The organism is Achromobacter sp. GD03932 (assembly GCF_029839485.1).
GTDB lineage: Bacteria > Pseudomonadota > Gammaproteobacteria > Burkholderiales > Burkholderiaceae_B > Achromobacter > Achromobacter bronchisepticus_A.
Genome location: NZ_JAOCAT010000013.1, coordinates 111,310 through 125,950, shown reverse-complemented (window position 1 = coordinate 125,950; position 14,641 = coordinate 111,310). Strand labels below are relative to the sequence as shown.

The window sequence follows — 14,641 nt, the reverse complement described above, 5'->3', positions numbered from 1 at the left end:
GCATTGGGCGGCATGACCCTCGATGCCCGACAGGCAGATAGAAGACAAATAAACCCGAGGAGGAGTCAATGCGTATGTTCAATCGCAGGGCCGCGGCATTCCTGGCGAGCGGGCTCATGGCAGTGCTGGCAGGCTGCGCGTCGCCCGGAGGCAAAAAAGAAACCGTCGATATGAAGGGGCTGTCCCAGCCCGTGGAGATCGTGCGCGACCGCCACGGGGTGTCCCACATCTACGCGCAGAACCAGGACGACCTGTTCTTCGCCCAAGGCTTCAACGCGGCGCGCGACCGCCTCTGGCAGCTCGACCTCTGGCGCCGCCAGGGCGAGGGCAAGATGGCCGAACAGTTCGGCCCGCGCTTTGTCGAGCAGGACCGCGCCGCGCGCCTGTTCCTGTACCGCGGCGATATGCAGGCCGAATTCGCCAGCTACCATCCGCAGGGCAAGGCGATCCTCACGTCCTTCGCGGCGGGCATCAATGCCTATATTGATTGGGTCAAGGCCAATCCCGAACAGATGCCGCCGGAATTCAAGCTGACCGGCACCGAACCCGGCTATTGGAGCCCCGAGACCTCGCTCATCCGCATCTACGGCCTGACCCGCAATCTCAGCGAAGAGGTGCGGATGGCGCAACGCGTCGCGGCGCTGGGCCTGAACGCCGTGCAGGGACTCAGCACCTTCGAGCCGCCCCTGGCGCTGCAGGTGCCCGCCGGGCTGGACGTGCGCGACGTCGACAGCAAGGTCCTGGGGGACTACAACCTGGCGCGCAACGGCCAGAAATTCGTCGCCGCCGACTTCCCGCGCAGCCCGCTCGCGGCCGCGGAGCGCGAAAAACTCGCGCAGGAATTGTCCGCCAACCTGCTGGCGTCGCTGGATCCTGCGTTCGACCCCATGGCGACCCGCTACGAGAGCAACAACTGGACCATGGCCGGGCAGCATACGGCCAGCGGCAAGCCCATCCTCGCGGGCGATCCGCACCGGTCCATCACCATGCCATCGCTGCGCTACATGGTGCACCTGAACGCGCCGGGCTGGAACGTGATCGGCGCCGGTGAACCGGCGCTGCCGGGCGTGTCCATGGGCCACAACGACCGCATCGCTTTCGGACTGACGATCTTCGCCTTCGGCGACGAGGAAGACCTGTACGTCTACGACACCAACCCCGCCAAACCGGACGAGTATCGCTACAACGGCCGCTGGGAAAAGATGCGGCAGGTGGACGAGTCGATCCCCGTGCGCGGGCAGTCCGCCGCGGTGCGCCAGCTGAAGTTCACCCGCCATGGTCCGGTGATTTACGTGGATCCGGTGAAGCGCAAGGCCTATGCCTTGCGGGCGGCCTACCTGGAATTCCCCGGAACCGCGGCCTATCTTGCCAGCCTGCGCCTGAACCAGGCGCAGAACTGGAACGAGTTCGTCGCCGGCATGGAGAAGCACTACACCCCCAGCGAGAACATGGTGTACGCCGACGTGGACGGCAACATCGGCTGGTTTGGCGGCAGCATCGCGCCGATACGCCCGCGCGCGGATTGGTCCGGGATGCTGCCGGTGCCGGGCAATGGCGAGTTCGAATGGCGCGGCGTGCTGCCCGGCAGCGCGCTGCCCCGTGCCTACAACCCGCCCGAAGGCTATATCGCCACCGCCAACGAATACAACCTGCCGGCCGATTACCGCTATAAGGACATGTCGGCGCGAACCTGGGCCGAACCCTACCGCGTGCAGCGCATACGCGAGGTGCTGGCCGACAGCAAGGGGCAGACGGTGCAGAGTTCGCAGGCGCTGCAGTACGACAACCTGTCCATTCCGGCGCGCACGCTGACGGGCTACGCGAAGTCGTTGAATTCGGCCGATCCCGCGACGTCGCAGGCCTTGAGCATGCTGAAGGACTGGGATGCCCGCGTGGGAACGGAATCGCGCGCGGCGACCGTCTACGAGTTCTGGCTGCCCGAGGTCGTCAAGCGCGTGACTGAACTTTACGTGCCGGCCAACGGCCGCGCCGCCTTCGGCAATCTGTCCACCGCGAAAGCGCTGGAGAAGCTGGCCACGCCGGACAGCGCCTTCGGCGCGCAGCCGCAGCAGGGCCGCGACGCGCTGCTGCTGCAGGCGCTGAACGACGGCCTGCAGAAACTGCGCGCCAAGCTGGGACCGGATTCCTCGCAATGGCAGTGGGGCAAGCTGCACCACATCCAGTTCGAGCACAGCCTGGCCGGCCTGTTGCCCGAGGCCACTGCCAATGCCTACGGCACGCCGCGCTATCCGGTCAGCGGCGACAACGACACCGTGCACCGCGCCACGTTCCGCGCCAGCGACTTCCGCCAGACCAGCGGCGCGTCGTACCGCCAGGTGATCGACGTGGCCGACTGGGACAACTCGCGCATGCAGAACGTGCCGGGACAATCCGCCGACCCGCGCAGCCCGTACTACCAGAACCTGCTCAAGGACTGGGCTACCGGCGAGTACTTCCCCATGGCGTTCAGCCGCGCCAAGGTGGATAGCGAGAAGGCCGGCACCCTGAATCTGCGGCCGGCTCAGCGCTGATTCAGGCCAGGCCTCCCGTGGAGCGCCGTTCGATCAGCGTGGCCTGGGTGATCGAACGGCGCGCAAACGCAGGCAGGCGAGAGTTATGCAACCTGAACTTTCCGCCTGCGGTCGCGCATGGGCGCGGCGGGCATGCCTTGCGCGGCTGAATTGACAAGGGTGCTTACCGACGGTTGCGGGCGCGGCGGGCCTGGCGCAGTTAAGGTTTCGGGGTCGTACGGAATTCCCGATTCAGGAGACTGAGGCCTCATGCATTCCACGCAATCCTACAAGACCGTTGTTCCGCGCCAGCCTGCGAGCCGCTCGCCGATGGGCTGGTTGCAGGAGCGCACGCAGTTCGTCCGGGCGCTGCTGTCCAATCCCGCGGCCATAGGCGCGGTGGCGCCATCCGGCCCGGCGTTGGCCGCGGCCATTACCGCTTGCATTCCGCCCGGCGCGGGCAAAGTCCTGGAACTGGGCTGCGGCACGGGCGTCTTCACCCGCGAAATGCTGCGCCGGGGCGTGGACCCGGCCAATCTGGTGCTGGTCGAACAGGACATGGCCATGAGCAGCAGCTTGCAGGCGCAGTTTCCGGAGGCGGCGGTGCTACGGGTGCCGGCGCAGGATCTCTGTCGCAAGCGCCATCCCGAAATGGATGGGATCGGCGCCGCCATCTGCGGCCTGCCGTTGCGCAATATGAGCCAGGCGCATCACCAGCAACTGCTGGCCGCCGTATTCGACGCGCTGCCGGCAGAGGGCTCGATGGCCCTTTTCACCTATGGGGTGCGCTGTCCGATATCCGCCAGCGTGCTGGAGGCCTGCGGCTTGATGGCCAGCAAGGTCAGGTTTGTGCCGCTGAACCTGCCGCCGGCTTCGGTCTACCGCCTGGTCCGGCAGGCGTAGGCGGCTGGCCTATCCAAACGGGCTAGGGCAGGGTATTGCAAATAACTAATTGACACGAAAAGATCGCTCAACCAACATCGCAGTCATAACTATTGGCGGCCTGGGACACGTGCGTGCGGGGTAAACAGCCACGTCGTAGCAGGCCGGCAGGGTTCTGGAACACCAACGATTCCGGACCCCAACGAGGAGACTGCAATGCGTTCATCCCTGATCGAGAGCGCGGCGCGACGGCGCCTGTTGGCTGGCGGCGCCAGCGCCCTGGCCGCAGCAGGCCTGGGACGCGCGGCTTTGGCCGCCGAGCAGAAAGCCGCGCCAGCCGCGGCTGCCGCACCGGCGCCGGCATCTGCCGCCAAGCCGCTACCGGCTTATGCGGCCTGGAAGCAGCCCGATGCGATGATCGTGCACAGCGCCAACACCATAGAGACGCGGCGCGAGGCATTCGGCAACGGGGTGGTCACGCCGCTGCGCCAACTCTACGTGCGCAACAATCTGCCGCCGCCTGACGAGTCCATCGTCGCCGACCGGGACGCATGGGTCGTCGAAATCGCCGGAGTGGCCAAACCGATGTCGTTGAGCGTGGGGCAATTGAAGACCATGGGCTTGCAGACTTTGGCCATGGTCTTGCAGTGTTCCGGCAACGGCCGCGGCTATTTCCCGAACAAGCCCAGCGGCACGCCCTGGCAGGTCGGCGCGGCCGGTTGCGTGATCTGGAGCGGCTTGCCGGTCAGCGTGCTGGTCGAGCACTGCGGCGGCATGGAGGCGGCGGCCGTGTTCATGACCGGAACCGGCGGCGAGAAGCTGCCTGACGGCCTGGATCCGAACATGGTCATGGTTGAACGTTCCGTGCCCAAGGAAGCGATGCGGGATGCGCTTCTGGCGTGGGAGCTGAACGGCGAGCCGATCCCGCTGGCCCATGGCGGTCCCTTGCGCCTGATCGTGCCGGGCTACACGGGCGTGAACAGCGTCAAATACATCAAGCGACTGGCCTTCACCGAAAAGGAAAGCGCGGCCGCGATCCAGCAGACCGGCTATCGCCTGGCGCCGCCGGGCCAAAAGGGAGACCCCAGCCAGCCCTCGGTCTGGGCCATGGGCGTGAAGTCGTGGATCAATACGCCCAATCCGGCCGCCTCCACCTTGAAGGCCGGGCGCGTCGTGGTGCAAGGCGTGGCTTTTGGCGGCACCAATGGCATCAAGCTGGTCGAGGTTTCGATCGACGGCGGCAAAAACTGGCAGAAAGCGGAACTGGTCGGCCCGGATCTGGGGCGTTATGCGTGGCGCCAGTTCGCATTGCCGGTGGAACTGACGGCCGGCGAACATGTGCTCGTCAGCCGCGCGACCGATACCGAAGGCCGGGTGCAGGAAGAAGAACGTCCGCAGAATTCCGGCGGATACATCAATAGCAGTTGGCGCGATCATGCCGTGGCCGTGGTGGCCAAGGCATGAGGGAAACCGCGCTGGCGTTACCCAGGAAGCGCGCATTTGGCGCCGGATTATTGATCGCTTGCCTGCATGCCGGCGTGTTGGCAGCCGACCCCGACATGGAGGCGGGTCGCGCCTTGTTCGTCGGCGCGACGCCAGCCTGTGCGATATGCCATACCCTGAACGACGCCCAGTCCAGCGGCGCCATCGGCCCCAAGCTCGATGAGCTCAAGCCCGATGCGGCGCGCGTGGAGACGGCCATCCGCAACGGCATCGGCCAGATGCCGGCTTATACGAGCTTGTCGGATAAGGAAATCGAGGTGTTGGCGGCGTATGTGGCCAAGGCTACCGGCGCGCAGCAGTGAACCCGCCGGAATTGCGGCGGGAAAGCGCGAGACTCGAACCTTAGGCGGCCGGGTTGGCCGCCCCTTCCAGAAAGAGCTTCTGCACCATCGACGCCATCCCTAGCGGCGCGATTTCCCCGCGCTGCGCGGCATCCATCGCCGCATACAGCAGATAGTCGTACGCCCTGACCAGCCACACTGAAGGCACGTCTATGCGGAAGACGCCCGCCTTCTGGCCGTTCAGGAAGAAGGTCTCCAGCGCTTCCCCGTAGAACGACGGTATCGGTACGTTGGCGTCCTCGGTTCGCGCATCGATCACGCGGATCCACTCGGCGTGGTTCCAGAACAGGTAGTACTCCCGGCCCTGGACCACCGCTTCGGTCAGGCGCTGCAGCGCCGCCGCATGGGGTGGCGTCTCCAGGTCCGCCCGGGCCAGCGCATCCTGCAGGTGTTGGGTGGCCCGCTCCATGAGCAGGTCGATGACCCCCTCGCGGGTGGGCGATATCCGGTACAGCGTGGCCTTGCTGATCCCGGCGCTGCGCGCCAGCTGCTGCAGGTTCGCCCTGGGCTGTTGCGAGACGGACAGGGCCAATGCGCGAGCGAGTTTGTCGTCGAGGCCTTCAGACATGGGAGTTCTCCTGGCGACCGATGTTGATGAGTCTATTTGAATTCAGTTGTGGTGAAAAACACACGCATAAAGTCTACTACGGATCTAAAGAGTCTAATCAATTTCTCATGAATCGATATTGACTCATTTAAATCCAATAAGTACTATCGGGTCCTCGATCGCCTCAACCTGAGGCGGCAATGGATGTCAGAGGACTACATGACCCGATTCAGAGCCAGCGCCGTGGCGCTATGCCTACTCGCCGTTCTCGCCGGGTGCGGCAAGCCGGAACCGCAAGCGGCGCAGGTGCCGCCCATCGAAGTGGCGCCGCTGGTCATTGCTCCCCGGCCTCAGGCGATCATGGTCGACCTGCCCGGGCGGATTTCGCCCGTGCGCGTGGCCGAAGTGCGCGCCCGGGTGGCGGGCATCGTCCAGAAGCGGCACTTCGAGGAAGGGGCCACAGTCAAGGAGGGCGATCTGCTGTTCACGATCGAGCCGGCGCCGTTGGATGCCGCGCTGGGGCGCGCACGAGCAGCGCTGGCGCGCGCCCAGGCCCAGGTCAAGCAGGCCCAGGCCCTGGTCAGCCGTTACCAGCCGCTGGTGAAGATCGAGGCCGTCAGCCGCCAGGAATATGACGACGCGGTGGCCGCGCTTCAGACTGCGCAGGCCAATCAGCAGTCGGCCCAGGCGGACGTCAAGACCGCGCAGCTGGATCTGGGCTACGCCAGCGTGCGCGCACCCATCTCGGGCCGCATCGGCCGCGGCCTGGTGACCGAAGGCAGCCTGGTCGGGCAGGGCGAATCGACGCCCATGGCGCTGATCCAGCAGATCGATCCCATCTATGCGGACTTCCGACAGCCCGTGAATGCGGTGCTCAAGCTGCGCGAGGCCGCCGCGGGCGGCCAGATGCAGGCGGGTGGGCAGGGCGAATCGGCGGTGAGCGTGCGCGTCGACGGCACGAACTACACGGCCCAGGGCAAGCTCCTGTTCTCCGACGTCTCCGTGGATCCGGGCACGGGCCAGGTGTTGCTGCGCGGCGAGTTCAGCAATCCCGACGGATTGCTGCTGCCGGGCATGTACGTGCGCGTCAGCGCGGAGCAGGGCAGGGACCAGAACGCGATCTTTGTGCCCCAGCGCGCCGTGATGCGCGGCGCCGACGGCCAGGCCAAGTTGTTGCTGGTGTCGGCCGAGGGCCAGGCAGAGGAGCGCGCGGTGCAGACCGGCGCGATGCAGGGTATGGAGTGGCAGATTACGCAGGGGTTGGCGGCGGGCGACAAGGTCATCGTGGATGGCGCCGCCAAGATCCCCGCCGGCACGCCCGTGACCGTCAAACAACCTTGAGCCCGGACGGATCACATCATGCCGAACTTCTTCATCCAGCGGCCCAACTTCGCGTTGGTCATCGCGATCTTCATTTCCCTGGCGGGCCTGCTTGCCATCTTTGCGCTGCCGGTGGCCCAATACCCCAGCGTTGCGCCGCCACAGGTGATCATCAAGGCGACCTATCCGGGCGCATCCGCCGAAGTCATCAATAACACCGTCATCAGCCTGATCGAGGAAGAGCTCAACGGCGCCAAGGGCCTGCTGTACTACGAGTCGCAGAGCAACAGCTCGGGCGTGGCGGAAACCACGGTGACTTTCGAGCCGGGCACCAACCCCGACCTGGCGCAGGTGGACGTGCAGAACCGCATCAAGCGGGTGGAGTCGCGCCTGCCCCAGGCGGTCATCCAGCAGGGCCTGCAGCTCGAGCAGGCCAGTTCCAGCTTCTTGCTGATCTACGCGCTGACGTACAAGGACGCCGGCAAGGACCAGGTGGGCCTCGCTGACTACGCCGCCCGCAACATCAACAACGAAATCCGGCGCGTGCCCGGCGTGGGCCGGGTGCAGATGTTCGCGGCCGAACGGGCGCTGCGCATCTGGATCGATCCGGCCAAGCTGGTCGGCTACGGCTTGTCGGTAGATGAGGTCAACAAGGCCATCGCCGCGCAGAACGTCCAGGTCTCGGGCGGCTCCACGGGTGAACAGCCCAGTCCGGCGACGCAGGAAATCACCGCGAGCATCATGGTCCAGGGCCAGCTCACGAGCATCCCGGAGTTCGAAGGCATCGTGCTGCGCGCCAATCCGGACGGTTCCACCGTGCGGCTGGGCGACGTCGCCCGCATCGAGCTGGGACGCCAGGACTACCGCCTGTCCAGCCGCCTGAACGGCCAACCGGCGGCGGCCATGGGCGTGCAGCTCGCGCCCGGCGCCAATGCGCTGGAAACCGCCAAGGGCATCAAGTCGCGCCTGGCCGAGCTGTCCAAGAACTTCCCCAGCGACATTGAGTACAGCGTGCCGTTCGACACCTCGATCTTCGTCGAGGTGGCTATCTCCAAGGTGTTGATGACCCTGGCCGAGGCCGTGGTCCTGGTGTTCCTGGTAATGCTGTTGTTCCTGCAGAACTTCCGCTACACCCTGATCCCGACCATCGTCGTGCCCATCTGCCTGCTGGGAACTCTGGCGGTGATGCTGCCGCTGGGCTTCTCCGTCAACATGATGACCATGTTCGGCATGGTGCTGGCGATCGGCATCCTGGTGGACGATGCCATCGTGGTGGTCGAGAACGTTGAACGGCTGATGGCCGACGAGGGCTTGTCGCCCAAGGAGGCGACCATCAAGGCCATGGGGCAGATCAGCGGCGCGATCGTGGGCATTACGCTGGTGCTGGCGGCGGTGTTCCTGCCGCTGGCCTTCATGACGGGCTCCGTTGGCGTGATCTACCGCCAATTCTCGGTGTCGCTGGCGGTGTCCATCCTGTTCTCGGGCTTCCTGGCGCTGACCCTGACGCCGGCGCTCAGCATCCTGTTGCTCAAGCCGATCGAGAAAGGGCACCACGAGAAGAAGGGCTTCTTCGGCTGGTTCAACCGCGTGTTCGCGCGCATGACCGAGCGCTATTCGGCCACCAATGCCCGCCTGCTGGCCCGCACCGGCCGCATGATGGTGCTGTATGTCGTCCTGGTGGGTGCGCTGGGCTACGTCTATACGAGCCTGCCGTCGGCCTTCCTGCCGACCGAAGACCAGGGCTATATGAACACGGACGTGCAGTTGCCGCCGGGCGCCACGCTGTCGCGCACGCTGGAAACGACCCAGCAGCTGGAGGGCTACCTGGACACGCGCCCGGCGGTATCGGACGTGCTGACACTGCAAGGCTTCAGCTTTTCCGGCCAGGGCCAGAACGCGGGCCTGGGCTTCGTGATGTTCAAGGATTGGGCCCAGCGCGGCAAGAGCGAGTCGGCCATGGCCGAGGCGGACCAGGCCAACCAGGCCCTCGCGGGCGTTCCCGACGGCGTGCTGTTTTCGGTGGTGCCGCCGTCGGTGGAAGGCATGGGCAATTCCTCGGGCTTTGCGCTGCGCTTGCAAGACCGTGCGGGCCTGGGCCGGGAAGCCTTGCTGTCGGCGACTGAGACCCTGATGAAAAAGGTGTACGAGAATCCCAAGGTCTTTTCCTACATCCTGATCGAGGGCCTATCCGACGCGCCCGAGCTGGATCTGCGCATCGACCGCAGCAAGGCCGAGGCCCTGGGCGTGTCGTTCGACGCCATCAACTCGGCGCTATCCACCGCGTTCGGCTCGGCGCTGGTCAACGAGTTTCCCAACCAGGGCCGCATGCAGCGCGTCATCGTGCAGGCCCAGCCCGAAAGCCGCGATACGCCGGAATCGGTGGCCAAGCTCAACGTCCTCAACCGTGCAGGCGAACTGGTGCCGCTGGAGTCCTTCAGCGAGATCGGCTGGAAGCATGGTCCCGTCCAATTGATCCGCTACAACGGCTACCCCAGCATCAAGCTGATCGGCGATGCCGCGCCGGGCGGCAGCACGGGCGAGGCGATGAAGGAAGTCGAACGCCTGATCTCGGAATTGCCTGCCGGCATCGGCTTCGAGTGGACCGGCCTGTCGTTCCAGGAAAAGGCCACGGGTTCGCAAGCCCCCATGCTGCTGGCGCTGGCGCTGCTGGTGGTGTTCCTGGTGCTGGTCGCGCTGTACGAAAGCTGGAAGATCCCCGCGTCGGTGCTGCTGATCGTGCCGGTAGGCGCGCTGGGCGCGGTGGCGGCGGTGATCGTGGCCGGCTTGCCCAACGACGTGTATTTCAAGGTGGGGCTTGTGACCATCATCGGCCTGGCGGCCAAGAACGCGATCCTGATCATCGAGTTCGCCAAGGACCTGCATGAGCAAGGCCGCTCGCTCAAGGAGGCCGCGATCGAGGCCGCGCGGCTGCGGTTCCGTCCCATCGTGATGACCTCGGTCGCCTTCATCCTGGGCGTGGTGCCGCTGGTCATCGCAACGGGAGCGGGCGCCACCAGCCAGCGCGCCATCGGCACGGGCGTGCTGGGCGGCATGCTCAGCGCCACCATCCTGGGCGTGCTGTTCGTACCCGTGTTCTTCGTCTGGACGCTATCCGTGTTCAAGCGCCGCAAGGTGCAGCCCGCGCCCGGCCAATTGGCGACCAACCAAGCAGGTGAAAAGTGAAAGCGATGAGCCTTACCCTCATGCGGTTCAAGCCGCTGGCCGCGGCCGCCGCCGTCGTGGCAATACTGTCGGGCTGCGCGCTGGCGCCGACTTATGAGCGCCCCGCGTCCCCCGTCGCCCAGCAGTGGGGCGCCGAAGGCCAGGCGGACTTCGCGTCCGAACCGGGCTCGGCCGCCGCCACCCTGGACTGGCGCGGCTTCGTGACCGACCCTACGCTGCGTGGACTGATCGAAACTGCGCTGGCCAATAACCGGGACTTGCGGCGCGCCTTGCTCAACGTCGAGGCGGCGCGCGCGATGTACCGCGTGCAGCGGTCCGAGCAGCTGCCGTCAATCGGCGCCCAGGCCAGCGGCTCGCGTCAGCATAATCCAGCGGATCTGAATACCAATGGCACGTCCGGCGTGCAGAGCGAATGGCGCGCCGGCGTGGGCATCACGGCTTTCGAGCTGGACCTGTTCGGCCGCGTGCGCAGCCTGTCGGAGGCGGCGCTGCAAGAGTATCTGGCCACCGAGAACGGCGCCCGCAGCGCCCGCATCAGCCTGATCGCGGAAGTGATAGAGGCCTACCTGACACGCGAAGGCGCGCGCCAGCGCGGCCTGCATACCGAGCGGACGCTGGCATCGCGTGAGCAGTCCTTGCAACTGATCGCCCGGCGCCGCGCCGAAGGCGTTGGTAGCGCCCTGGATTATGAGCAGGCGAAGGGCCTGGCGGACCAGGCGCGCGCCGATCTGGCGCGCATGGAGCGACAGTACCGGCAGTCGACCAATGCGCTGACGTTGTTGGCAGGAATCAGCGACATGAGTTCGTACCTGGCTCCCAACGACGGCGCCGCGCCCATGCTGGTGCAGCAACTGCGTGCGGGTGTGCCGTCCGAGCTGCTGACCAACCGGCCCGACATCCTCGCCGCCGAGCATCGCTTGCAGGCACGTAACGCCGACATAGGCGCCGCGCGCGCGGCATTTTTCCCCCGGATTTCCTTGACCGGCATGTTCGGTAGCGCCAGTTCTGACCTGTCGGATCTGTTTTCGGGTGGCCAGCGGGCCTGGTCCTTCGCGCCGCAAATCACGCTGCCCATCTTCGACGGCGGCCGCAACCAGGCCAACCTGGATTTGGCCCGGGTCCGCAAGGAAGCGGCGGTGGCCGAATACGAACAGTCCATCCAGACCGCGTTCCGCGAGGTCATGGACGGGCTGGCCGCGACCGACACCTTGCGCAGGCAGGAGGACGCGCTGCGCGCGCAGACCGACAGCAGCCAGGCCGCGCTGCGCCTGTCCGAGGCGCGCTATCGCGGCGGCGTGGACAACTATCTGCGCTACCTGGATGCGCAGCGCAGCGACTTCGCCAACCAGATCGCGCTGATCGAAGTGCGTACCGAGCGCCAGATCGCCCTGGCCTCGTTGTTTCGCGCGCTGGGCGGCGGCTGGCGCGGTGATGAGGTGGCCGGAAAGTAGGGCGGCCATCTTGCGGCGGCCGGTCCTGGCGGCGGGCCGCAATCCTGAAAGGTGGTTCCTGGGTTCTCTGTGACGACGATGCTGTTTCTATCCGCCAGCTACTTGCTGATCTACGCCAACATCGCTGCCGCGCTTCGTTGCGCAGCCGGACCGTTGGACGGCCGTTCGGCGCTACGGGGCGCCGGGCACGCGACGGCGGGCTGCGCGGCACTGGTGGGGCTGCTATTGGGAGCTGAGGTCATGGGTCCTGCGACCTGGAATGGGCCGCATGTGGAGACGCGGAACTGGTCTCCCGCCGCCTATTTCGCCTCCGGATTGCTGAGCATGGCGCTCCTGGTCGCTGCGAAGCCGTTGCAGGCGCGCGCGGAACGCGTGCGTGGCGTGGCGGCTCTCAGGACAGGAGTCTTGTGGTTGACGGCGGTGGCGGGCCTGTACGTTTGCCTGGCCGTCCTGGACCATGCGTACTTCTTTCGTGATCCCGCGATGACCCGCCGCGTCAGGCCCGAAGCGGCCGAGGCAGGGTTGGAGTGCGTGGGCGATAGCTTGCTGGTTCGGTTGGAAGGCGACGCGGCGGATTACAGGTGTCCGACCTCGGTGTTGTTCGGCCGGCATTATCGCGAGGTCTTCGCGCCATGGCCGGGCTATGAAGCGGGAGCTAGCGTCCGGCTCAAGCAGCGCGTCGACGCAGGGAGGTGAGGGAAGGGCATCACGCGCTCTGGTCCGAAGCCTCGGCCGAGCGCTTGGGCGGACGCGCCCTGGACAGCTGCACGTTCATGCGCGGCATGGACGGTTCCAGTCCGGCCTGATCCAGCCGGCGCCGCAGGCGCAGGTTGAAGGCGCGCTGGACTTCCCATTGCCGCAGCGGCGCCGTCTTGAAGCGGAAGCGCAGGATGGCCTGGCCGTTGTCGAAGCTTTCGACTCCTTGCTGTTCTATCGGAGACCACAGGAAGGGATAGATCGCCGGATCGGTGCGCAGCTCCATGGCCACCTCGCGAATCAGCGCCTCGGCGTCGTCGATCGGCATGGTGGCCGGCACCGGCCAGCGGAACATGGCGTAGCCGAACTCGCGCGAGTAGTTCTTGATGGTCTTGATCTCGCTGAACGGAATCGTGTGCACCACGCCATCCAGGTCCCGCAGGCGCACGGTGCGGATGGTCAGGCCCTCGACAAACCCAAGGTGATTGCCCACGTCCACGTAGTCATCGATGGAAAGGGAGTTCTCGATGATGATGAACAAGCCCGTGATCAGGTCGGCCACCAGCGATTGCGCGCCGAAGCCGATGGCCAGGCCGATGACGCCGGCGCCAGCCAGCAGCGGCGTGACGTTCATGCCCATGTTGGCCAACGCGACGATCACTGCAATCACGAAAATCGTGGCGAACAGGATATTGCGAATCAGCGGCAGCATGGTCAGCGCGCGGACATTGGCCCGGTTCTTCCCGCTTGCGCCCAGGGCGTGCTGCAGCGCGGTGTCCGTGAGTATCCAGATCAGCCAGGCCACCAGAAGGGTGCCGACGAAGCTCGCGACCCTGGGGCCGATCGCCGATCCGCTGGTTTCCATGAGCCCGATCAGCGACAGGCCCAGCACGCGCAGGCCGATTTCCAGGAACACCAGCAGGTTGGCGACCCAGAGCACGGTGTAGCCGAAGTATCTGAACTGTCCCAGGTAGGCAGTGCGCCGGTTGGCGGCGCGGCTGGAATTCAGGTAGGCGCGTCGGATGATGGCGCTTGCGGCCATGCCCGCGATGGCCACCAGCGCGCAGAGCAGGGCGCGGCGTATCACCTGATCGCTGTCGTCGGCGGTGGCTAGGATGGTCACCAGCGAGATGCCGACCAGGATGAGGAATGGGATGAACCACAGCGGACCGACCAGCCGCAACAGTTTGTGCAGCCCCTGGCGCTTGACGCGGCGATCTCTGGGCTGATTGCGGATCAGGTGCGTGACGGGCCGGCGGAACCGCAGGATGAACAGCGCGCTCAGCGTCGCGGCGGCCACGTTGGCCAACAGGCCGGCGAATTGCGCGATGCCCGGTCCGAACACGCCGGTTATCTCAGGATCGTGCAAGGCGTCGCCCAGGGCGGCCAAGCTGCCTATCAGCCAGAGTGGCAAGGCCGCGCGCCGCTGCAGGATGTCGAGCGCCTGGCCGCGGTGCGGGCCGTCCAGCAGGGTCAGGGCGATCAGGCAGAGGGATGAAAACAAGGCGCCGACGAGCAACACGTAGGCGAGCACCAAGGCCCCGAGCCGGCCCACGGAGTCCGGCGTCAGGACGGAAAGAGAGAGCATGATCACGAAGGCGATGGCCCAGGGCGCCAACTGCCGCGCCGCCTGCCAGAGCAGCTGGCGGGTCTTCGGACGGCCGCGCGCCGCGTCCGCCGGCGCCCGACGGCGCTCGAGGCGCCGGCCTATCCAGCGCAGCGCCAGGGCCAGACCGGCCCAGATCGCCAGGACCATCAGGAAATCGGCTATCAGCGTGGGCCACTCGCGCCATGCGGGCAAACCGGTTGCGAGTTCGGCTCGTGCCTGCCGGTACAGCATGCCCCAGCGGGTCAAGGCGCCTTCGGGGCCGTCCAGGCGTCTTTCCAGGCTTTCGGCGGTGTCGCGGATGAGGGCGAGAATGCCGTCTTTTTCGTTCGTCGCACCTGGCTTGGTGGCGTCGCGCAGTTGCTTCAACTGGCCCAGGAGGTCTGCGCGTTGCTTGTCGTTTTCCAGCGTCTGGATGACCTGGTCCAGCGATTGGTTCAGCTCCGTGCGGTCGACGGGTTTGCTTGCAGTCGATCCGGTCAGGCTGGGTAGCGCTGCAGATGAGGCCGGAGGGAAACCCAGGATCAACGCGAGGAGTATCAGCGGCAGGTACAGGCGGAAATGGCGCAGGGTTGAAACTTGCAAGATCGCCTCGCTGGTGA

Annotated in this window: 10 protein-coding genes; 8 read left to right on the top strand and 2 right to left on the bottom strand. The window is 66.1% G+C overall.

The window, feature by feature from the left end:
- Positions 1-116 precede the first annotated feature (116 nt).
- From N5C88_RS14345 to N5C88_RS14330, 4 genes are all read left to right on the top strand, one after another.
- Positions 117-2,531: a penicillin acylase family protein gene (locus N5C88_RS14345; RefSeq protein ID WP_280015591.1), complete on the top strand. Its 2,415-nt coding sequence runs from the start codon at positions 117-119 to the stop codon at positions 2,529-2,531.
- 249 nt (positions 2,532-2,780) lie between these two features.
- On the top strand, positions 2,781-3,413 hold the full coding sequence (locus N5C88_RS14340) for a methyltransferase domain-containing protein (protein ID WP_059379772.1): 633 nt from the start codon (positions 2,781-2,783) through the stop codon (positions 3,411-3,413).
- 195 nt (positions 3,414-3,608) lie between these two features.
- Positions 3,609-4,856 (top strand): sulfite oxidase, encoded by a 1,248-nt coding sequence (locus N5C88_RS14335; protein WP_059379773.1) that lies wholly within the window; start codon positions 3,609-3,611, stop codon positions 4,854-4,856.
- Positions 4,857-4,930: 74 nt separating this feature from the next.
- Positions 4,931-5,197, top strand: coding sequence for a cytochrome c (locus N5C88_RS14330; RefSeq protein ID WP_316252919.1), 267 nt, complete (start codon positions 4,931-4,933; stop codon positions 5,195-5,197).
- 40 nt (positions 5,198-5,237) lie between these two features.
- Here N5C88_RS14330 and N5C88_RS14325 read toward each other — a convergent pair whose 3' ends face one another.
- A complete protein-coding gene (locus N5C88_RS14325; RefSeq protein WP_280015558.1) occupies positions 5,238-5,804 on the bottom strand; it encodes a TetR/AcrR family transcriptional regulator in 567 nt (188 codons plus the stop codon).
- Between the two features lie 198 nt (positions 5,805-6,002).
- Here N5C88_RS14325 and N5C88_RS14320 point away from each other — a divergent pair, with 198 nt between their 5' ends.
- The 4 genes from N5C88_RS14320 to N5C88_RS14305 all read left to right on the top strand — a co-directional run bounded on the left by N5C88_RS14320 (position 6,003) and on the right by N5C88_RS14305 (position 12,433).
- A complete protein-coding gene (locus tag N5C88_RS14320; protein ID WP_280015557.1) occupies positions 6,003-7,124 on the top strand; it encodes an efflux RND transporter periplasmic adaptor subunit in 1,122 nt (373 codons plus the stop codon).
- A gap of 18 nt (positions 7,125-7,142) precedes the next feature.
- Positions 7,143-10,286: an efflux RND transporter permease subunit gene (locus N5C88_RS14315; protein WP_280015556.1), complete on the top strand. Its 3,144-nt coding sequence runs from the start codon at positions 7,143-7,145 to the stop codon at positions 10,284-10,286.
- Between the two features lie 5 nt (positions 10,287-10,291).
- A complete protein-coding gene (locus N5C88_RS14310) occupies positions 10,292-11,737 on the top strand; it encodes an efflux transporter outer membrane subunit (RefSeq protein ID WP_280015555.1) in 1,446 nt (481 codons plus the stop codon).
- A gap of 78 nt (positions 11,738-11,815) precedes the next feature.
- Positions 11,816-12,433, top strand: a complete 618-nt coding sequence (locus N5C88_RS14305) for a hypothetical protein (RefSeq protein WP_280015554.1) — start codon at positions 11,816-11,818, stop codon at positions 12,431-12,433.
- A 10-nt stretch (positions 12,434-12,443) separates the two neighbouring features.
- Here the strand turns inward: N5C88_RS14305 and N5C88_RS14300 are convergent, their stop codons facing one another.
- On the bottom strand, positions 12,444-14,624 hold the full coding sequence (locus N5C88_RS14300; protein WP_280015553.1) for a mechanosensitive ion channel family protein: 2,181 nt from the start codon (positions 14,622-14,624) through the stop codon (positions 12,444-12,446).
- Between the last annotated feature and the right edge of the window lie 17 nt (positions 14,625-14,641).

Excerpts from the sequence above, each read along its gene's own strand:
- N5C88_RS14345 (WP_280015591.1), top strand. The coding sequence starts at position 117 with ATGGCAGTGCTGGCAGGCTGCGCGTCGCCCGGAGGCAAAAAAGAAACC.
- N5C88_RS14340 (WP_059379772.1), top strand. The coding sequence starts at position 2,781 with ATGCATTCCACGCAATCCTACAAGACCGTTGTTCCGCGCCAGCCTGCG.
- N5C88_RS14335 (WP_059379773.1), top strand. The coding sequence starts at position 3,609 with ATGCGTTCATCCCTGATCGAGAGCGCGGCGCGACGGCGCCTGTTGGCT.
- N5C88_RS14325 (WP_280015558.1), bottom strand. The coding sequence starts at position 5,804 with ATGTCTGAAGGCCTCGACGACAAACTCGCTCGCGCATTGGCCCTGTCC.
- N5C88_RS14320 (WP_280015557.1), top strand. The coding sequence starts at position 6,003 with ATGACCCGATTCAGAGCCAGCGCCGTGGCGCTATGCCTACTCGCCGTT.
- N5C88_RS14315 (WP_280015556.1), top strand. The coding sequence starts at position 7,143 with ATGCCGAACTTCTTCATCCAGCGGCCCAACTTCGCGTTGGTCATCGCG.
- N5C88_RS14310 (WP_280015555.1), top strand. The coding sequence starts at position 10,292 with ATGAGCCTTACCCTCATGCGGTTCAAGCCGCTGGCCGCGGCCGCCGCC.
- N5C88_RS14305 (WP_280015554.1), top strand. The coding sequence starts at position 11,816 with ATGCTGTTTCTATCCGCCAGCTACTTGCTGATCTACGCCAACATCGCT.